A 17,825-nucleotide genomic window follows, 5' to 3' on the forward strand; every position below is an offset into this window, starting at 1 on the left:
GCCGTGACTACCCGAGTGCGCGCAGCCCCGGTACGAACGCCACCAGCACCGGAATCACCGGGACCAGCGCCGCGGTCGCCGTCAGCCGCAGCCGCCGCGCCGCCGGAAGCCGGTCCGGGGGAGTGAGGAGGCGGTGCACACGCTGCGGAACATGGGCCTGCGGGGTGGGGCAGGGCCCGAACACGCCACGGTCCTCATTGAGTTCCACCAGCGCGAGCGCGGTGGTGAGGCGGCCGTGGCGGCGCGAGGCCATGTCGTCGGCGGCGAGTTCGACCAGCCGGTGCATCTCGTCGCGGAACGCGGCGAAGACGGGCACCTGGGGAAACCCGTTGGCCAGTGCGGCCGAGGAGTGCAGCAGCCAGTGGTGCCGGGCCCGCGCGTGGCCCTGCTCATGGGCGAGCACCGCGTCCAGTTGCCTGCCCTTGAGCCGGCGCAACGCTGCCGTGGTGACGACCAGTCGGGGTGCCGGTCCGGGCAGCCACCAGGCGTCCGGGCGCTCCCCCTCCAGCACCACCAGTCGGTCGCCGCGCGGCTCCTCGCCGGGCAACAGCGGGGCCCGCACCAGCAGTTCGGTGCGGCTGTGCCGACGGCGCGCCCGTGCCCGGGAGACCTCCCGGACCAGCATCGCCGCGCTCCACACGCCGCCGCACGCCAGCGCCACCGCGGTCGTCGCGGCCCAGGGGCTCCCCGTGCTCAGCGCGTACGCGGCCACCACCGAGTGCGGGGCGGGGGCGAACACATGGCCCCGCACGGCCGCCCACGCGGCGGCCGCGCTCAGCGTCATCGACAGCACGCAGCACACCAGGACCGCCGCCACCACGCACTGCCACACCCACAGGGCGACCACCGGTTCGCGGTCCGGCCAGTCCGCCCGGGCGAGCAGCCGTGGAGCGAGGACGGCGGTCAGCGCGCCGAGCAGCAGCAGTGCCGCGGGGACCATCATGGGCCGAAGCCTATGAGCCGGGCGGGGGCACGGCCTACGTACTGTCGCGGCAAAGTGACGCACGCCACGGTTGCGCGGCGTGCTGTCCCACCGCCGACCTGCTGCCGGCTCCGCCCGGCGCCCGGGTCACAGCGTGAGGAGCATCGCCAGCATCGCGATCGCCATGGACAGGCGGCAGGCACGCGCGAGTTCGCGCCGGTCGCCCCAGCCCGTGCCCGGCGCACCCCCGGCCGCGGCCACCGCCACCGCGGGCACCAGCCGTACTCCGGACCACAGCACATAGACCGTGAAGTAGAGCAGCAGTGTCCCGGTCAGCGGCGATACGCCGCCGTGCGTGTGGTGTCCGTGCGAGGCGGCCATCGCCGCCGCCATGTAGACCATGGCGCACGCGCCGATCAGATGGTGCACATGGTGGGTGCCGCGCCGGGCTTCCCACAGGGCCCGTACGGCCGCCCCGCCGAAGACCACGGCGTAGGTGATCCACACGGCGCGCGGCGGCACGGCGACCGCCGCGGGCACGGCCATCACCGCCATGCCGAACCCCATCAGCGCCTCGCCGCCCGCGGCCCGGCGCTGTTCCTCGACGGTGCTGCGCATCCGCAGCAGACAGTAGGCCCCGGTCGCCGCACACAGCGCGACGAGCAGCCAGCCGGGCGAAGCCGGTCCGTGCACCGCGCACCTCCCCGCTGGACGGTCTCGGACGGTCACCGGGGGCATGCCCGTGACGCAGGGTGCGCACGCAAGCGCACAGGGGTACAGGGGGAGCGCAGGCACGGCGCGGCAGGCCGGGCGCGGTCGCCGTCATTCGTTTACAAGTAAAACATCTGTGCTTATGTCCATGAGCAGCGTCACCCCCCGAACCTCCCGAGTGCGCCCTTTGCCCCTCTCCGGCCATCTGCGCCTCGGCAGGCCCTCGGAGATCCGCACTGAGCGTGGTCGCCGCGGTCGCCCCGCCGAACCTGACACTGCTCGCCCTCGGCCGCCTCGACCCGGCCGTCTACACGATGGCGGGCTCGCTGTGCGCCCCGTACGCGCACAACCGCCCCTACGCGGCCCGCGCCCTGACTCTCGTCCGGGTCGTCCTCGGCATGCTCGGCGGCCTCGCCGTCGCCCTGGCCGCCGCGTCCCTCACCACGAACGCCGTGGTCCTGGTGACCGTGGGCGCCCTGCTCGCGGCGGTACAGAAGGCGCTCTGCGACGCGACCCGCATCGGGCCGCCCGGCAACGTGATCTTCACCTTCGTCAGCTCGGCGTCCCTCTTCGCCCCGAAGACCCTGGGTCAGGTCCCCGCCCACCTCGGTCTCGCCGCCGCGTCGGGCGCCTGGTCCTGGATCGTCGGCATGGCCCCCGGCCTGCTGCGGCCACACGGCCCCGAGCGCCGCGCCACCGCCCACGCCCTGAGCGCCGCCGCCGTGTTCGCCGAGACCGGGGCGGCCGTCGCCCGGGCCGGTGCCGCGGCCGCCGTGCACACCGCCTGGCAGTCGCTGCTGTCCACCGGCTCTGCATCCCGGCACGCCCTGGCACGGCTCGTCGTCCGTGCCGAGGTCGCGCTCGCGGCGCCCGACGACACCGACCCCGAGCGGCTGCGCGCCCGGGCGCGCGACCTGCGCGGCACCGGGCCCGTCCCGCTCCCGGACGACCTCGGCGGGACCGCCGACGAACTCCTCGGCGTGGAGGCCGAACTCGCGAGTCCGCAGCGCCCCCTGCGCCGCAGGCTCGGCCCGCTCGCCCCCATCGCCCTGCGCACCGCCCTCGGCTGCGCCCTCGCCGGATACGTCTCCCTCGCGCTCGGCGTCGGCCGCCCGTACTGGGCGCTGGTCACCGCAGCCTCGCTGTACCAGGCCAATGTCACCCTCACCTGGCGCCGAGGCATCCAGCGCGTCATCGGCAACCTCCTCGGCGTCCTGCTCTTCGCGGCCATCGCCCCGCTCGCGCACCTGAACCAGCTCGCCCTGGTGCTGTGCGGCCTGGTCTTCGACTTCGGCGCCGAGGCGCTCATCAGCCGCAACTACTGGCTCGGCAGCGTCTGTGTGACGCCGATGGCCCTGCTCATCACCGAGTTCGCCCGCCATCAGGAGCCCGCCGCGCTGATGGCCGACCGGATCCTGGACACCCTCATCGGAGCGCTGGTCGGCTTCGTCGCCGCGATCGTCGTCACCAACCGGCGCGCCGGCGACCGCCTCGACCACGCCCTCGCCGCCGTCGACCGCGCCCGCGAGCGCGCGGCCCGGCTCCTGGCCGCCGAGCACGTCGAGCCGGGAGCTCTGGAAAGCGCACGCCGCGTCCTCGCCGCAGCCCTCGTGGAGCCGCGCGCCACGGCCGACGCCGCGGCCGGCGAGTGGTGGCAGCGCGCCCTGCCCGAGGAGCGGGTGCTGCGCGCCGAACAGGCCGGACACCGTACGCTCGCCGCGACGGTACGACGGCAGGGACTGCACACCTCGGAAGGCGCACGGACATGACGGCAGTGAACGGACCGACGACGCGGGCGCAGGGCGGTGCTGCCGGACCGGCGCCCGTCGCGGGCGACATCGTCGCCGCCGTCGTGCGCCAGTGGCGGACCGTCCGCCCCGACATCGACACCGGGCCCATGGAGATCATCGGGCGGGTCAACCGTTGCGCCGCCCTGCTCCAGCAGGCCGAGGACGCCCCGCTGCGCCGCGCCGGGCTCACCCGGCCGGAGTTCGACGCCCTCGGCACGCTGCGCCGCACGGGGCACGAGCTGACGCCCGGAGAGCTGGCCCGGGAGACCTTCTCCTCCGGCGCCGCGGTCACCAAACGGATCAAGCAGCTCGCCGAGCGCGGCCTGGTCGAGCGGCGCGGGGACTACCGTGACCGCCGCGTGGCGCATGTGCATCTGACGGAGGCGGGCCGCGAGCTGATCGACGCCGTCCTGCCCGAGCAACTGTCGTACGAGACCGCCGTCCTGTCCGGGCTCGGCACCGACGACCGGCGTCAACTCGCGGAACAGCTGGGCGAGTTGCTCGTCCAGCTGGAAGGCCGACTCGGCGCACCGCGCGGCTGACGGCGCACTCGACGGCGACACCCGCAACCCCTACGACCAGCGCTCGGCGTACGACCCGGTCATCGACCGGGTGACGCTCACCCCGCTGACCGCGGCCCCTTGACCCGAGGTTGTCCGCCGAGAACCAGAGGCACCCGGACTAGCCCTCCTGACCTGCGACGTAGATGCCGAAGACCGCGCCCTGCGGGTCCTTCAGGACGGCGATGCGCGGGCCGTCCGGGACCGAGGTGGGTTCCATGAGGACGCCCGCACCCGCCTGTGTCGCGACCTGCACCGTGGCGTCCACGTCCTCGACGGCGAAGTACGGCAGCCAGTGCGACGGCACCTCGGGCGGGAACCGGTCGCCCATCGTCACCATGCCGCCGAAGTCGGCGCCGTCGATGCCCCACTGCGTGTACTGCTCGGAAGGGTGCACGCTCCAGCCGAAGACGGTCGTGTAGAAGTCGGTGACCCGCTCCGGGACCCGGGTCAGGAGCTCCACCCAGCCGAGCGAGCCCGGCGCGTTGAGCAGCCCCGCCCCGGGGAAGGCCCGCGGCTGCCACATCTGGAAGACGGCGCCGCCCGGATCGCCGGCGACCGTGAAACGGCCCGCGTCGAAGACGTCCATCGGCCCCAGGAGCACCGTGCCGCCGGCCGCGCGCACCGCCTCGGCCGCCGCGTCCGCGTCGGCCACCGAGAACGTCACGTTCCAGGCGACCGGCTGCGATTCCTGGAAGAGCGGGGCGAGGGCCGCGACCGCCGCGTCCCCCAGATGCGCGATCGTGTAGCCGCCCGCCTCAGGCCGCGGGTCGGTCTCCGGCCGCCAGCCGAGCAGCTCGGTGTAGAACCGCTTGGCGGCCTCCAGATCGCTGGTGCCCAGCTCCGTCCAGCAGGGGCCGCCGGTCACCGGCGCGTCGAGCTTCATGAGACACCTCCGGTCACCGGGCTCCCCCTGACCACGCTAAGGCCACCTCCGGCGGGCGGCATCAGGTCCCCGGCCGGTACCGCAGGGGATGGTCGGCCGGGACCTCGACGAGCACGATCTCGGTGCCGTCCGGGTCCTCGATCCACATCTCGATCAGACCCCACGGCTCCTTCACCGGCGGCCGCGCGATCGCGACCCCGGCGTCGGCCAGCTCCCTGTGCGCCAAGGCCACGTCCGGTACCTGCAGCCACAGCTTCAGGCCCGGTGAGGGCGGGGTCTCGCTGCGGCCCGCCACCTCGAGGAAGCCGCCGCCGAGGAAGTACACGACCCCGCGATCCGGCCCTGTACCGAACTCCCTGTAGACCGGAAGCCCGAGTTTCCCGCCGTAGAAGGCCCGGGACCGCTCCGGATCGGCCGGGCGCAGAAGGGTGCGGCTGCTCAGTACGTGGACCATGCATGTGGAGCCTAGTGGGCGGGTTACCCTCATCGATGCCCGCGCCGCGCCACGGAACATGGAGAAGCATCCCAATGGACAGCCCCGCCACCGCTGACACCGCCACGACCGGTCTGGCCTTCCGCGACGCCACGGAGGCCGACGTCGACGCGCTGGTCGCGCTGGTGGAGTCGGCGTACCGCGGCGACTCCAGCCGGGTGGGCTGGACCACCGAGGCGGACATCCTCGAGGGCCGGCGGACCGACCCGGAGGGCGTGCTCGAGGTGATCAAGTCGCCCGACAGCCGGCTGCTGACCGTGGAACGCGACGGGTCGATCATCGCCTGCTGCCAGCTCGAGCACCGCGGCGACCACGCCTACTTCGGCATGTTCGCGGTCAGCCCCACGCTGCAGGGCGGCGGCCTCGGCAAGGTGGTCATCGCCGAGGCGGAGCGCACGGCCCGCGAGACCTGGGGCGTCAAGGAGATGCAGATGACCGTCATCTCCGTCCGGGACGACCTCATCGCCTGGTACGAGCGGCGCGGCTACCGCCGTACGGGACAGATGAGCCCCTTCCCGTACGGCGACGAGCGCTTCGGCATCCCCCAGCGCGACGACCTCCAGTTCGAGCTGCTGGTCAAGCCGCTGGTGTGACCGTGTGCGTGAAGGTCACGCCGTGAAGCGGCCGGTGCGCCTGATCTCCGGGTAGTCGGTGGTCGCGCCGTCCAGCTCGAGCGCGCGGACGAGCCGCAGATGCTCCGGGGTGTTGACGACCCAGCCGATGATCCTCAGGCCCGCCTCGTGGGCGTGCTCGACGACCTCCAGGGTCAGCCGGCGAATGTTGAGGCACACGGTCGCCGCGCCGGCCTGCACGGCCCGCTCCACGACGTCGGTGCCGTGGCGGTCGGCGATCAGCGCTGTGCGGACGCCCGGCACGAGCCGGGCGATCTCCCTGACCGCCTCGTCGTGGAACGAGGACACCTCCACCCGGCCGACCAGGTCCCGGCGGTGCATCACCTCGGCCAGTGCCTGTGCCGCCGCCACGTCCTTGATCTCCGCCTGGATCGGTGTCCTCACCGCGTCCAGGACGTCCTCGAAGACGGGGACCCGCTCACCACGGCCCGCGTCGAGCGCGCGCAACTCGGCGAGGGTCTTCTCCACGATCGGCCCCGTACCGTCGGTCGTACGGTCCACCTGGTCATCGTGCATGACCACCAGAGCACCGTCCTTGCTCAGATGCAGATCCAGCTCGATCTGATCGAGGCCCGCGCGTTCGGCGGCGACAAAGGACCGGAGGGTGTTCTCGGGTTCGACACCCATCACTCCACGGTGACCGATGGTGAGGAAGTTCAAGGTTCGGCTCGCTTCCGTCGACGGCGGCTCGGGCAGCCGCGCGACGCTCCCGGACCGGCGCGGCTCGGCCCGCAGCCTAGTGGCCCGGCCGCGCCCCGAACCCGACCGTGCCGGGGTCGGGGGCGCACGGAGCGGCGCGAAACCGGACTGAGCGGCCGGTCGGGTGTCACCCCGGGGTGGGCGCGTCTCGCCCGTGTTGACCGTCCCGTACCCCACGCCCGATGGCCGGAAGTCGCCTCTCTGTCCCGCGGGCGGGGCCGAACAAGCGTTCAGCGGAAGTCGTCGCCTGTCTCGTGCAGTACAGGAAAATGAACGGTGAAGGCGTGGTTCGACAGGATAATTTGTCGACTGCCCTCTTGCTGGGAGAAACCCCGTATGCATACGGTGTGCTCACGCGAGGTTCTCCGGTGAAGGATGGGTCATGAGGGAAATTCTTGTGCAGGCGGGTTCGGAGGAGCGGGTTCCTCCGCAGGACAGGGTGGTGGACCACCCCGCTTGGCCCGTGCTCAAGGATGCCGTGGAGCAGATCCGGCCATGGCAGGCCAAGGACGGTTCGATCGACTTCGACGCCGAGGGCGCACCGGAGCGTGCCGAGGCGGAGGCCGCCGTGGGCCGTGCGACGCAGGCCGTGGAGGAGCTCTCCCCGCTGCTGCCGCACGACGCCGCCTACCACGAGGCGCTCGTGAAGGACCTGCGCCGGTGGGCCGAGGAGGGCTTCCAGGTGCCCGACTTCCTGGACTCGCTGCTGGCCTTCCAGCCTGCCGCCAGGCGCGAGGACGGCCTCCAGCACCTGGTCGTCTTCCCGATGTACACGCAGAACGGCAACCCGAACCGCAACCTCGAAGCGGTCGTGCTGCGCATGGTCTGGCCCGACTGGCTGGCCGAGCTGGAGCGCACCCGCTATGACAACCCGCTGTTCTGCGGCATCAAGTTCGAGGACTTCACGGCGGGCTACGACACCAACTCCGCCGTCCTGTTCCCGGAGACCATCGCCGTGCGCGAGGCGCCGGAGCGGTTCTCCTGGGGCGGTATCTTCTGCGACCGCGAGGCCGCCCGCTTCCGCCGCGTGACCGCGGCCGCCGTCGACATCCTGGGCCTTGAGCTGCCCGAGGAAATCGCCGCGATGGTCCACGACCAGAAGCGCTGCGAAGAGGCCTTCGTGCTCTGGGACATGGTCCACGACCGCACCCACAGCCACGGCGACCTGCCGTTCGACCCGTTCATGATCAAGCAGCGCCAGCCGTTCTGGATGTACGGCCTCGAGGAGCTGCGCTGTGACCTCACCGCCTTCAAGGAGGCCGTGAAGCTCCAGGCCGACGGCGTGCCGCAGGCCCGGGACGTGCAGTACGCGGTGCTGTTCGACCGGATGTTCCGCTTCCCGGTCACCGGCGAGCGCGTGCGCAACTACGACGGCCTCGGCGGGCAGCTGCTCTTCGCCTACCTGCACAAGCACGACGTCGTCCGCTGGACCGACAACAAGCTGTCGATCGACTGGGAGCGCGCCCCGCAGGTCACCAACCAGCTGTGCGCAGAGATCGAGAAGCTGTACAAGGACGGCATCGACCGCCCCAAGCTCGTGCACTGGTTCGCCGGATACGAGCTGGTCTCCACCTACCTCGCCCCGCACCCGGGCTCCAAGTGGGCCAAGGGCCCCGATGCCCTCGATCTGACGCAGCCGCCGCGTAAGCTCGTGGACGACGTGCTTCCGGACGAGTTTCCGCTGAGCATGTTCTATGAGGCGTTGCGGAAGAAGCTCAACAACGTGATCGCCTCGACCAAGGGCATCACGGCTCAGGCGGCCGAGCGGGTCGCCGCGTGAGCGCCCTTGGAACCGGTAAGGCCGCTCGGCAGGAGGCGAAGATGCGGAACGGGAACGGGCCACTGGCCGGTGCGGTGATCGCGGTGGCCGGCGCGGGCGGACCGGCCGGCCGGGCGGCGCTGCTCCGGCTCGCCGAGGCGGGGGCCACCGTCGTCGGCTCGGACAACGACCCGGAGCGGCTCGCGGAAGCCGTGGACACGGCCCGCTACGCGTACGGCGGCGCCACCGTCACCGGGGACACGGTGGACCTGCTCGACCTGCAGTCCACCCGCGACTGGGCCGCCCACGTCGAGAAGGACTTCGGCCGGGTCGACGGTGTGGTGCACCTCGTCGGCGGCTGGCGCGGCAGCGAGACCTTCACCAGGACCAAGCTCGACGACTGGGACCTGCTCGAACTGCTGCTCATCCGCACGGTGCAGCACACCTCGCTCGCCTTCTTCGACGCCCTGCAGCGCAGCGACCGCGGCCGGTACGTCCTGATCAGCGCCGCGGGCGCGAGCAAGCCCACCGCGGGCAACGCCTCCTACGCCGCCGCGAAGGCCGCCGCAGAGGCCTGGACGCTCGCCATGGCCGACGCCTTCAACAAGGCGAAGGGTGAGGGCGAGCTGACGTCGGCGGCTGCCATCCTGGTGGTGAAGGCACTGGTGCACGACGCGATGCGCGCCGCACGCCCCAACGCGAAGTTCGCGGGCTTCACCGACGTCAAGGACCTGGCCGAGGCCATCGCCGGCGTCTGGGAGAAGCCCGCCACCGAAGTGAACGGAACCCGTCTGTGGCTGACCGAGAAGCCGTGAACCCTCCCAGGACCGACGCGCGCCGTCATCACGACCCGGAGGTCCGCGGTTTCGCCAGCGACAACTACGCCGGGGCCCACCCGGAGGTGATCGCCGCCCTGGCCGTGGCCAACGGCGGGCACCAGGTCGCGTACGGCGAGGACGCGTACACCGAGAACCTCCAGCGGATCATCCGCAGCCACTTCGGGGCCACGGCCGAGGCCTTCCCGGTCTTCAACGGCACCGGCGCCAACGTCGTCGCGCTGCAGGCGGTCACCGACCGCTGGGGCGCGGTGATCTGCGCGGAGTCCGCCCATATCAACGTCGACGAATGCGGGGCGCCGGAGCGCGTGGGCGGCCTGAAGCTGCTCACCGTGCCGACCCCGGACGGCAAGCTCACACCCGAGCTGATCGACCGGCAGGCGTACGGCTGGGAGGACGAGCACCGCGCCATGCCGCAGGTCGTCTCGATCACCCAGAGCACCGAACTGGGCACCCTCTACACGCCCGACGAGATCCGCGCGATCTGCGAGCACGCCCATGCACACGGTATGAAGGTGCACCTGGACGGCTCCCGCATAGCCAACGCGGCCGCCTCCCTGGACGTGCCGATGCGCACGTTCACCAACGCGGCCGGAGTGGACATCCTGTCGCTGGGCGGGACGAAGAACGGCGCGCTGTTCGGCGAGGCCGTCGTCGTCGTCAACCAGGAGGCGGTCAGCCACATGAAGCACCTGCGCAAGCTGTCCATGCAGCTCGCCTCCAAGATGCGCTTCGTCTCGGTCCAGTTGGAGGCCCTGCTCGCCAAGGACCTCTGGCTGCGCAACGCCCGCCACGCCAACGAGATGGCCCAGCGCCTCGCCGAGGGCGTGCGCGCGGTCCACGGAGTGGAGATCCTCCACCCGGTTCAGGCCAACGCCGTGTTCGCACGCCTGCCGCACGACGTGAGCGAGCGCCTGCAGAAGCGCTTCCGCTTCTACTTCTGGAACGAGGCCGCGGGCGACGTGCGCTGGATGTGCTCGTTCGACACGACCGAGGACGACGTGGACCGGTTCGTGGCGGCACTCAAGGAGGAGATGGCGCGCTAGCCGCCGCAGAGACACGTCAGCTCGCCAATTGCATAGTTATGCGGTCGCTCGAAAAGTCATTGACTCTCGGGTGGCCGCATTCCTATGCTCTGCGGACATGGAGCTGATCCAGGAAACGCCCGACCTGTCCGCCTACTTGGCTGCCGATGAGGTCATCGACCATGACCATCCCCTGGTGCGGGAAACCGCCGCGCGCCTTGCGGGGGACGTCCAGGATTCGTATGCCTATGCGCGAGCGGCCTATGAATACGTCCGCGACGCCATTCCGCATTCCGCCGACAGCGGTGACCTGCGGGTCACCTGGCGGGCCTCCGACGTGCTGGAGCAGCGCACCGGAATCTGCTACGCCAAGGCGCACGCCCTGGCGGCGCTGCTGCGGGCGGAGGACATTCCGACGGCCCTGTGCTACCAGCGGCTGGCGCACGACGACGGCGGCGGTCACGCCGTGCACGGTCTGGTCGCCGTGCGGTTCAACGGCGCCTGGCATCGTCAGGACCCCCGCGGCAACAAACCGGGCGTCGACGCCCAGTTCTCCCTCGACGGCGAGCGCCTCGCCTGGATCCCCGACGCGAAGTCCAGCGAGGTGGACTATCCAGTCCTGTATGCTGTACCTCACCCGGCGGTGGTGAGGGCCCTCAAGGCCGCACCCGACCGGCCGACCCTCTGGAAGACGCTCCCCACCGCACTCTGAGGCAGGCGATGACTCCCACCCTGACCGTGTCCGACGAGGTGCGTGCCCTCGCGCCCGGCTTCACACATGTCGCGATCGAAGCCCACGGTCTCGTGAGCGGGCCCAGCACCGAGGCCACGTCCGCCCTGCTCGACGACGCCGCCCGCCGACTCGCCGCCCGCCTGGACGGACGCGCCCCGCACGAGGATCCGCACATGGCGGCCTGGCGCTCGGTGTACACGGCCTTCGGAGCCAAGCCGTCCCGCACCCGCAACTCCGCCGAGGCGCTCGCCAAGCGGGCCCTGTCGGACGCCGGGTTGCCCAGGATCAACGTGCTCGTCGACATCTACAATGCCATCAGCGTCGCCCATCTCATCCCGGTCGGCGGCGAGGACCTCGACCGCATCCAGGGCGCCATGCACCTCGTACGGGCCGCGGGGGACGAGGAGTTCGTGACCGTCGCTGCGGGCGAGGAGACCGTGCAACACCCGGACACCGGCGAGGTGGTCTGGCGCGACGCGGCCGGCGTGACCTGCCGCCGCTGGAACTGGCGCCAGGGTCCCCGCACCCGGCTCACCGAGGAGTCCACCTCCGCGCTCTTCCTGCTGGAGAGCCTGGACCCGATGCCGGTGGCGGACGTCGAGCAGGCCGGTGCCGAACTCGCGGAATTGCTGGAGAAGTTCAGCCCCGGGGCGAGGATCACCGTCCACGCCCCTGCCTGACGGACCTCAGTGCGCCTCGGCGGCGCGCAGCGCCTCGGGGGTCGGCGCGGTGCCACCGAGATGGGCCGGCATCCACCAGGCGTCCTCCTGGCCCTTGGGCCGACCCGGGTAGGCGCGCTGCGCGGCCTCCAGCAACTCCTGGACCCGCTCGCGCAGCTGACGGGTCAGGACGCCCGCGTATGTCTCGCGGGAGGCCTCGATCGCCTCACCGACCCGGATCGTGATCGGGGTGTGGCTGCGCTTGAAGTTGCGCGGGTGGCCCTTGGTCCACAGCCGCTGGGTGCCCCACAGGGCCATCGGGACCAGCGGGACGCCCGCCTCCTGGGCCAGGCGCACCGCACCGGACTTGAAGCTCTTCAGGGTGAACGACTCGGAGATGGTCGCCTCCGGAAAGACTCCCACCACCTCGCCCGACCTCAGTGAGTCCAGCGCGTGCGCGTACGCCGCCTCGCCCTGCTTGCGGTCCACCGGGATGTGCTTCATGGCGCGCATCAGCGGGCCGGAGATGCGGTGCCGGAAGACGGATTCCTTGGCCATGAAGCGCACCAGGCGCTTCTGCGGCAGCGCCGCCAGGCCGTTGAAGATGAAGTCCAGATAGCTGATGTGGTTGCTCACCAGCACCGCACCGCCGGAGCGGGGGATGTTCTCCGAGCCCTCGCAGTCGATCTTCAGGTCCCACGCCTTGAACATCGTGCGGGCCAGACCGATGACGGGACGGTAGACGAGCTCAGCCATGGATGGGGACGGACCCTTCTCTCAGCCTGGGAAGGGACTCCCAGCGGGAAGTTACGCAGCCGTAGGTTTACGGCTTGCCGCAGATCGTGCCTGAAGAACGGACGCGGGGCCAGTCCTGGTGCCCGTGTACGGCGAGATCCTCGTCACGTCAGCCGTTCGCACCACCCGGGCCTGATGCCCCGTCAGTCCGCGCGGACCGCCACACGCCGCATGAGCAGGTACGCCTCGCACCCGAGGCAGTACCCGAACGCGGCGTTGAGGAAGGCGGCGGCGAGCGCCGCCCCGGTGGCCGCCAGCCCCAGCCACCGCGGCCCCGCGGTGTAGCCGACCAGCCCGACGACGGTGAAGACGAGCCCGACAGCCTGGGCGAACTGCGGCGGCTGCGGCGCCTCGAACTCCGTCGGCGGCCCGAGCCGCGGGCGTACGACCCTCCGGAACAGCCATCCGTACGGTGAACGGGTCACGCCCCCGGCCGCGCCCAGCGCGAAGGCCAGCAACTGCCAGGCCAGCAGCCAGGCGCTGCCGGTGACCAGGACCACGGCCAGCACAACGGTCGTCACGGCCGCCCCGAAGCGCGGCCCCCTTACATCGATGTCCATGATTCAAGCATTCCGCATGAGAATCGGATCGGGGAGCCAGGAATCTTTGCGGTCTGGTGAACGCTGGAGCAGAAGATGACGGGACTTGTGGTGTGCGTGGCCGTGCTCGCGCTGGCGAGCGCGTACGGAGTGCTGCACCGGCGACGGAGCGGGAGAGTGAGAGTGCGCGGGCGGGACGAGGGAAAGCGGCTCGGCGCGGCCGAGTTGGGGCAGGGACTCGGCGAGCGGGCGACGCTCGTTCAGTTCTCCAGCGCCTTCTGCGCTCCGTGCCGGGCCACGCGACGGGTCCTCGGCGAGGTGGCCGACATGGTTCCGGGCGTGACCCACATCGAGATCGACGCCGAGGCGCACCTCGACCTCGTGCGCGAACTCGACATCCTGAAGACGCCCACCGTGCTGATCCTCGACGCCGGCGGACGGGTCGTGCGGCGAGCCACCGGCCGGCCTCGCAAGGCCGACGTCATCGCGGCGCTGGGGGAGGCGGTTTGACGGTTGTGTCCACGACGGTGACGTGCCTCCCGGATGCCGGGACGCACTTGACTGTGCGTACCACCTATCGTCAGCCTGACCGTATGCCCCCGGAACTCCTTCTCTTCGAGCGTGTCCACGTGGATCTGGCCCGCACCGCGAGTGCCTGCTGTCCGGCGTGCTGAGCACCCACGGACCCCAGGTCACCTCTCCCAGAAGGACGATCGCATGAGGGCCACGCCCGACCTCGTCACCCATCGGCTCGCCTCCCCGGACCTGCTCCGCTCCGTCTTCCGGCGGCACGCGGCCGGAGTCGCCGTGATCACCGCCCAGGGCGGCGGCAGGCCGGTCGGCTTCACCGCCACCTCCCTGACCTCCGTCTCCGCCGAGCCCCCGCTCGTCTCCTTCGGCATCGGCGTGGGCTCCTCCAGCTGGCCCGTCGTCTCGGAGGCCGAGCACGTCGGCGTGCACATACTCGGCGAGCACCAGGAGGACCTGGCCGGCACCTTCGCCACGAGCGGCGCCGACCGGTTCGGGGCACCGACCAGCTGGCGTGAGGGCCCGGAGGGGGTGCCCCTTCTGGACGACGTCCTCGCCTGGCTGGTGTGCCGCGTGGTGGCCCGGGTGCCCGCCGGGGACCATCGCGTCGTCCTCGCCGAGGTCGTCCTCGGTGATCCCTCGGGTGCCGGACGCCCCCTCCTGTACCACCAGGGCCGGTTCAACGGCCTCCGTGACTGAGTCGTCCTTGGCGGCCTCCGTGCCCGAGTCGTCGCCCGGCTGGTTACAGAGCGTTGTCAAGGTCACAGTTCAAAGCGCTTGCTTAGCGGGCATTCAGTCGATGTACTGGCGAGTAATATTTCGTTCGGAGCGCGGGGTCGCCCCGACCGGGATCGGCCGCTTCAGGCGCCTATGCTGCCTGCAAGAAGGCAGCCCAGAAATGACGATGCAGTAGGAGAGCCGGCGTGAGCTTGAGGATCGTTGTCACTGTGAAGTACGTGCCCGACGCCACTGGCGACCGGCACTTCGCCGATGACCTGACCGTCGACCGGGACGACGTGGACGGTCTGCTCTCCGAGCTCGACGAGTACGCGGTCGAGCAGGCGCTGCAGATCGCGGAGAACGCGGACGACGCCGAGGTCACCGTCCTGACCGTGGGCCCGGAGGACGCCAAGGACGCGCTGCGCAAGGCACTGTCGATGGGCGCCGACAAGGCGATCCACGTGGAGGACGACGACCTGCACGGCACGGACGCCATCGGCACCTCTCTGGTGCTGGCCAAGGCGATCGAGAAGGCCGGCTACGACCTGGTGATCTCCGGCATGGCCTCCACCGACGGCACCATGGGTGTCGTACCCGCGCTGCTGGCCGAGCGTCTGGGCGTCCCGCAGGTGACCCTGCTGTCCGAGGTCTCCGTCGAGGACGGCACCGTCAAGGGCCGCCGGGACGGCGACGCCGCCTCCGAGCAGCTTCAGGCGTCTCTTCCGGCCGTCGTGTCGGTGACCGACCAGTCGGGCGAGGCCCGCTACCCGTCCTTCAAGGGCATCATGGCGGCCAAGAAGAAGCCCGTGGAGTCCTGGGACCTGTCCGACCTGGAGATCGAGGCCGAGGAGGTCGGTCTCGAGGGTGCCTACACCACGGTCCAGGCCGCGGCCGAGCGCCCGGCGCGCACCGCGGGCACGATCGTCAAGGACGAGGGCGAGGGCGGCAAGCAGCTCGCTGAGTTCCTCGCGAGCCAGAAGTTCATCTAAGGGATCGACTCCCTTACCGACCCTCAGACTTCGCAAGAATCCGCAAGGAGATCCGTTCCCATGGCTGAAGTTCTCGTCTACGTCGACCACGTGGACGGTGCCGTCCGCAAGCCCACGCTGGAGCTGCTGACCCTGGCCCGCCGCATCGGCGAGCCGGTCGCCGTCGCCCTCGGCTCCGGTGCCGAGAACACCGCCGCCACGCTCGCCGAGCACGGCGCGGTCAAGGTCCTCACCCACGACGCCTCCGAGTACGCCGAGTACCTGGTCGTGCCGAAGGTGGACGCCATGCAGGCCGCCTGCGAGCAGGTGTCCCCGGCCGCCGTGCTGGTCCCGTCCTCCGCGGAGGGCAAGGAGATCGCCGCGCGTCTGGCGCTGCGCATCGGCTCGGGCATCATCACCGACGCCGTCGACCTCGAGGCCGGCGACGAGGGCCCGGTGGCCACCCAGTCGGTGTTCGCCGCGTCCTTCACCACCAAGTCCCGTGTCAGCAAGGGCACCCCGGTCATCACGGTGAAGCCGAACTCGGCCGCCGTGGAGGCCGCCCCGGCCGCGGGCACGGTCGAGGCCCTGTCGGTGACCTTCTCCGAGAAGGCGACCGGCACGAAGATCACCGGCCGTACGCCGCGTGAGTCCACGGGCCGCCCGGAGCTGACCGAGGCCGCGATCGTGGTCTCCGGAGGCCGTGGTGTGGGCGGTGCGGAGAACTTCGCGCTCATCGAGACCCTCGCCGACTCCCTGGGCGCGGCCGTCGGCGCCTCGCGTGCCGCGGTGGACGCGGGCTGGTACCCGCACACCAACCAGGTCGGCCAGACCGGCAAGAGCGTGTCCCCGCAGCTGTACGTCGCCACCGGCATCTCCGGCGCGATCCAGCACCGCGCCGGTATGCAGACCTCGAAGACCATCGTGGCGATCAACAAGGACGCCGAGGCGCCGATCTTCGACCTGGTCGACTACGGCATCGTCGGCGACCTGTTCGAGGTCGTCCCGCAGCTCACCGAGCAGATCAAGGCCCGCAAGGGCTGAGCGACTCCAGGGCTGGGAGGCCCCCGCGACCGCCCTGCGGTCGCGGGGGCCTTCGTTCGTCCCAGGGCTGCCGGTGGAGGGGCGGTTCGCGCACGAGACGGTGTTGACCGGCGGCAAGAGCCATGGATAGCTTCGCTCTACGGATTGTTGATTCCGTGCAGTGGAAAGCGGGAGGGGTGTGGAATGGGCCAGGGCCGGCAGGAGCGGGTGTCGACGAGCCTCGCGGGTGCCGTCGGTGAGGAGATCAGTGCCTCCCTCGCCCCGGTGGACGCCGAGTTGGCCCGCCGCTACCCGGGCGACCCCGGCAACCGCCAGCCCGTCCACACGGTCTACGTCCCCGGTGACGTCTTCGCCGCCGACACCGTGCGCTCCTGGGGCGACAGGGCCCTCGCCGCCCTCGACGAACATGCCCCGGACGCCGCCTTGTTCGCCTCGGTCCTCGGTCTCGGCGACGAACTCGCCGAGCCGGTCCACGACCGCGTCCGCGCCAAACTCGAGCGCGAGCCGATCGAAGACCTGCGCGTCGACTTCGAGGACGGCTACGGGCCGCGCCCAGACGCCGAGGAGGACCAGTCGGCCGCCCGCGCGGCACGGCTGATCGCTCAGGCGTACCGGGAGGGCACGGCCGCCCCGTACATGGGCATTCGTATGAAGTGCATGGAGGCGCCCGTACGCGATCGGGGCATCCGCACGCTCGACATCTTCCTCACCGGCCTGATGGAGGTCGGCGGGCTGCCGGACGGGCTCGTGCTGACGCTGCCCAAGGTGACGTACCCGGAGCAGGTCACCGCCATGGTGCGGCTGCTGGAGGCGTTCGAGAAGGCGCACGGGCTCGATGCGGGGCGCCTCGGCTTCGAGATCCAGATCGAGACCAGCCAGGCCGTCCTCGCCGCCGACGGCACCGCCACGGTCGCCCGCATGATCCACGCCGCCGAGGGCCGCGCCACCGGACTGCACTACGGCACCTTCGACTACAGCGCCTGCCTCGGTGTGTCCGCCGCCCACCAGGCGAGCGACCACCCGGCCGCCGACCATGCCAAGGCGGTCATGCAGGTCGCGGCGGCGGGCACCGGCGTCCGCCTGTCGGACGGCTCCACGAACGTCCTGCCCGTCGGCCCTACCGAGCAGGTCCGCGACGCCTGGCGGCTGCACTACGGGCTCACCCGACGGGCGCTGGCCCGCGCCTACTACCAGGGCTGGGACATGCATCCGGGCCACCTTCCCACCCGGTACGCGGCCGTCTTCGCCTTCTACCGGGAGGGCTTCCAGCAGGCCGCGGCACGTCTCGCCCGCTACGCCGACCGCACCGCCGGCGACGTCCTGGACGAACCGGCCACGGCGAAGGCGCTGAGCGGTTATCTGCTGCGGGGGCTGGACTGCGGCGCCCTGGACACGGGAGAGGTCACGCGGGCCACCGGCCTGACCCGAACTGACCTGGAGGGCTTCGCGGCACCGAGGCGAGGGGACCTCACGGCCTCGGCGCAGTGACGGGCGCTGTGGCTTCGGCAGTGGCGTGCAGCCGCGGC

Annotated in this window: 19 protein-coding genes and 1 pseudogene; 13 read left to right on the forward strand and 7 right to left on the reverse strand. The window is 71.4% G+C overall.

Features of this window, described 5'->3' with window-relative positions; translation table 11 throughout:
* Positions 1 to 7: 7 nt before the first annotated feature.
* Together AB0N14_RS18400 and AB0N14_RS18405 are read right to left on the reverse strand one after the other, a co-directional pair.
* The gene (locus tag AB0N14_RS18400) at positions 8 to 943 is read right to left on the reverse strand and encodes a M56 family metallopeptidase (protein WP_366026712.1); all 936 of its coding nucleotides are present in this window, start codon (positions 941 to 943) and stop codon (positions 8 to 10) included.
* A 126-nt stretch (positions 944 to 1,069) separates the two neighbouring features.
* On the reverse strand, positions 1,070 to 1,615 hold the full coding sequence (locus AB0N14_RS18405; protein ID WP_366026713.1) for a DUF5134 domain-containing protein: 546 nt from the start codon (positions 1,613 to 1,615) through the stop codon (positions 1,070 to 1,072).
* 166 nt (positions 1,616 to 1,781) lie between these two features.
* Here AB0N14_RS18405 and AB0N14_RS18410 point away from each other — a divergent pair.
* Positions 1,782 to 3,402, forward strand: a pseudogene (locus tag AB0N14_RS18410) (FUSC family protein).
* A complete protein-coding gene (locus AB0N14_RS18415; RefSeq protein WP_366026714.1) occupies positions 3,399 to 3,965 on the forward strand; it encodes a MarR family transcriptional regulator in 567 nt (188 codons plus the stop codon). The pseudogene AB0N14_RS18410 and the gene AB0N14_RS18415 overlap by 4 nt, the downstream one beginning before the upstream one ends.
* Positions 3,966 to 4,104: 139 nt before the next feature.
* Here AB0N14_RS18415 and AB0N14_RS18420 read toward each other — a convergent pair whose 3' ends face one another.
* Together AB0N14_RS18420 and AB0N14_RS18425 are read right to left on the reverse strand one after the other, a co-directional pair.
* The gene (locus AB0N14_RS18420; protein WP_366026715.1) at positions 4,105 to 4,869 is read right to left on the reverse strand and encodes a VOC family protein; all 765 of its coding nucleotides are present in this window, start codon (positions 4,867 to 4,869) and stop codon (positions 4,105 to 4,107) included.
* A gap of 61 nt (positions 4,870 to 4,930) precedes the next feature.
* Entirely contained in the window at positions 4,931 to 5,323 is a 393-nt protein-coding gene (locus AB0N14_RS18425) for a VOC family protein (RefSeq protein WP_366026716.1), read from the reverse strand.
* A gap of 74 nt (positions 5,324 to 5,397) precedes the next feature.
* Here AB0N14_RS18425 and AB0N14_RS18430 point away from each other — a divergent pair, with 74 nt between their 5' ends.
* Positions 5,398 to 5,955 (forward strand): GNAT family N-acetyltransferase, encoded by a 558-nt coding sequence (locus AB0N14_RS18430; protein ID WP_366026717.1) that lies wholly within the window; start codon positions 5,398 to 5,400, stop codon positions 5,953 to 5,955.
* Positions 5,956 to 5,970: 15 nt separating this feature from the next.
* On the opposite strand, the gene AB0N14_RS18435 is transcribed toward AB0N14_RS18430, so the two are convergent.
* Positions 5,971 to 6,654, reverse strand: a complete 684-nt coding sequence (locus AB0N14_RS18435) for a glycerophosphodiester phosphodiesterase family protein (RefSeq protein WP_366026718.1) — start codon at positions 6,652 to 6,654, stop codon at positions 5,971 to 5,973.
* Positions 6,655 to 7,075: 421 nt separating this feature from the next.
* Between AB0N14_RS18435 and AB0N14_RS18440 the strand changes: the two genes are divergently transcribed.
* The 5 genes from AB0N14_RS18440 to AB0N14_RS18460 all read left to right on the forward strand — a co-directional run bounded on the left by AB0N14_RS18440 (position 7,076) and on the right by AB0N14_RS18460 (position 11,726).
* Positions 7,076 to 8,473 carry a DUF6421 family protein gene (locus AB0N14_RS18440; RefSeq protein WP_366026719.1) on the forward strand — a complete coding sequence of 466 codons (1,398 nt, stop codon included), beginning with the start codon at positions 7,076 to 7,078 and terminating at the stop codon, positions 8,471 to 8,473.
* 41 nt (positions 8,474 to 8,514) lie between these two features.
* Positions 8,515 to 9,267, forward strand: a complete 753-nt coding sequence (locus AB0N14_RS18445) for an SDR family NAD(P)-dependent oxidoreductase (RefSeq protein WP_366026720.1) — start codon at positions 8,515 to 8,517, stop codon at positions 9,265 to 9,267.
* Positions 9,264 to 10,334: a low specificity L-threonine aldolase gene (locus AB0N14_RS18450; RefSeq protein ID WP_366026721.1), complete on the forward strand. Its 1,071-nt coding sequence runs from the start codon at positions 9,264 to 9,266 to the stop codon at positions 10,332 to 10,334. Before AB0N14_RS18445 ends, AB0N14_RS18450 begins: the two co-directional genes overlap by 4 nt.
* Before the next feature lie 97 nt (positions 10,335 to 10,431).
* Positions 10,432 to 11,025: a transglutaminase domain-containing protein gene (locus tag AB0N14_RS18455; protein WP_366026722.1), complete on the forward strand. Its 594-nt coding sequence runs from the start codon at positions 10,432 to 10,434 to the stop codon at positions 11,023 to 11,025.
* Between the two features lie 8 nt (positions 11,026 to 11,033).
* Positions 11,034 to 11,726, forward strand: a complete 693-nt coding sequence (locus AB0N14_RS18460; protein WP_366026723.1) for a phenylalanine--tRNA ligase beta subunit-related protein — start codon at positions 11,034 to 11,036, stop codon at positions 11,724 to 11,726.
* A 6-nt stretch (positions 11,727 to 11,732) separates the two neighbouring features.
* Here AB0N14_RS18460 and AB0N14_RS18465 read toward each other — a convergent pair whose 3' ends face one another.
* Positions 11,733 to 12,461 (reverse strand): lysophospholipid acyltransferase family protein, encoded by a 729-nt coding sequence (locus AB0N14_RS18465; protein WP_366026724.1) that lies wholly within the window; start codon positions 12,459 to 12,461, stop codon positions 11,733 to 11,735.
* 182 nt (positions 12,462 to 12,643) lie between these two features.
* A complete protein-coding gene (locus tag AB0N14_RS18470; protein ID WP_366026725.1) occupies positions 12,644 to 13,060 on the reverse strand; it encodes a DUF4395 domain-containing protein in 417 nt (138 codons plus the stop codon).
* A gap of 75 nt (positions 13,061 to 13,135) precedes the next feature.
* On the opposite strand from AB0N14_RS18470, the gene AB0N14_RS18475 reads away from it, so the two are divergent.
* The 5 genes from AB0N14_RS18475 (at position 13,136) to AB0N14_RS18495 (ending at position 17,787) form a co-directional block, all read left to right on the forward strand.
* Positions 13,136 to 13,549, forward strand: a complete 414-nt coding sequence (locus AB0N14_RS18475; RefSeq protein WP_366026726.1) for a thioredoxin family protein — start codon at positions 13,136 to 13,138, stop codon at positions 13,547 to 13,549.
* 207 nt (positions 13,550 to 13,756) lie between these two features.
* Positions 13,757 to 14,266, forward strand: a complete 510-nt coding sequence (locus AB0N14_RS18480) for a flavin reductase family protein (protein ID WP_366026727.1) — start codon at positions 13,757 to 13,759, stop codon at positions 14,264 to 14,266.
* 224 nt (positions 14,267 to 14,490) lie between these two features.
* Entirely contained in the window at positions 14,491 to 15,276 is a 786-nt protein-coding gene (locus AB0N14_RS18485) for an electron transfer flavoprotein subunit beta/FixA family protein (protein WP_366026728.1), read from the forward strand.
* Between the two features lie 60 nt (positions 15,277 to 15,336).
* Positions 15,337 to 16,299 carry an electron transfer flavoprotein subunit alpha/FixB family protein gene (locus AB0N14_RS18490; RefSeq protein WP_366026729.1) on the forward strand — a complete coding sequence of 321 codons (963 nt, stop codon included), beginning with the start codon at positions 15,337 to 15,339 and terminating at the stop codon, positions 16,297 to 16,299.
* 183 nt (positions 16,300 to 16,482) lie between these two features.
* A complete protein-coding gene (locus AB0N14_RS18495) occupies positions 16,483 to 17,787 on the forward strand; it encodes an aldolase/citrate lyase family protein (RefSeq protein ID WP_366026730.1) in 1,305 nt (434 codons plus the stop codon).
* The last annotated feature ends 38 nt before the right edge of the window (positions 17,788 to 17,825 follow it).

Source organism: Streptomyces sp. NPDC051104, from assembly GCF_040682835.1.
Taxonomy (GTDB): Bacteria; Actinomycetota; Actinomycetes; order Streptomycetales; family Streptomycetaceae; genus Streptomyces; species Streptomyces cynarae.

Coding starts and splice junctions, on each gene's coding strand:
- AB0N14_RS18400 (WP_366026712.1), bottom strand. CDS start 943: ATGATGGTCCCCGCGGCACTGCTGCTGCTCGGCGCGCTGACCGCCGTC.
- AB0N14_RS18415 (WP_366026714.1), top strand. CDS start 3,399: ATGACGGCAGTGAACGGACCGACGACGCGGGCGCAGGGCGGTGCTGCC.
- AB0N14_RS18420 (WP_366026715.1), bottom strand. CDS start 4,869: ATGAAGCTCGACGCGCCGGTGACCGGCGGCCCCTGCTGGACGGAGCTG.
- AB0N14_RS18425 (WP_366026716.1), bottom strand. CDS start 5,323: ATGGTCCACGTACTGAGCAGCCGCACCCTTCTGCGCCCGGCCGATCCG.
- AB0N14_RS18430 (WP_366026717.1), top strand. CDS start 5,398: ATGGACAGCCCCGCCACCGCTGACACCGCCACGACCGGTCTGGCCTTC.
- AB0N14_RS18440 (WP_366026719.1), top strand. CDS start 7,076: ATGAGGGAAATTCTTGTGCAGGCGGGTTCGGAGGAGCGGGTTCCTCCG.
- AB0N14_RS18445 (WP_366026720.1), top strand. CDS start 8,515: ATGCGGAACGGGAACGGGCCACTGGCCGGTGCGGTGATCGCGGTGGCC.
- AB0N14_RS18455 (WP_366026722.1), top strand. CDS start 10,432: ATGGAGCTGATCCAGGAAACGCCCGACCTGTCCGCCTACTTGGCTGCC.
- AB0N14_RS18460 (WP_366026723.1), top strand. CDS start 11,034: ATGACTCCCACCCTGACCGTGTCCGACGAGGTGCGTGCCCTCGCGCCC.
- AB0N14_RS18465 (WP_366026724.1), bottom strand. CDS start 12,461: ATGGCTGAGCTCGTCTACCGTCCCGTCATCGGTCTGGCCCGCACGATG.
- AB0N14_RS18470 (WP_366026725.1), bottom strand. CDS start 13,060: ATGGACATCGATGTAAGGGGGCCGCGCTTCGGGGCGGCCGTGACGACC.
- AB0N14_RS18475 (WP_366026726.1), top strand. CDS start 13,136: ATGACGGGACTTGTGGTGTGCGTGGCCGTGCTCGCGCTGGCGAGCGCG.
- AB0N14_RS18480 (WP_366026727.1), top strand. CDS start 13,757: ATGAGGGCCACGCCCGACCTCGTCACCCATCGGCTCGCCTCCCCGGAC.
- AB0N14_RS18490 (WP_366026729.1), top strand. CDS start 15,337: ATGGCTGAAGTTCTCGTCTACGTCGACCACGTGGACGGTGCCGTCCGC.
- AB0N14_RS18495 (WP_366026730.1), top strand. CDS start 16,483: ATGGGCCAGGGCCGGCAGGAGCGGGTGTCGACGAGCCTCGCGGGTGCC.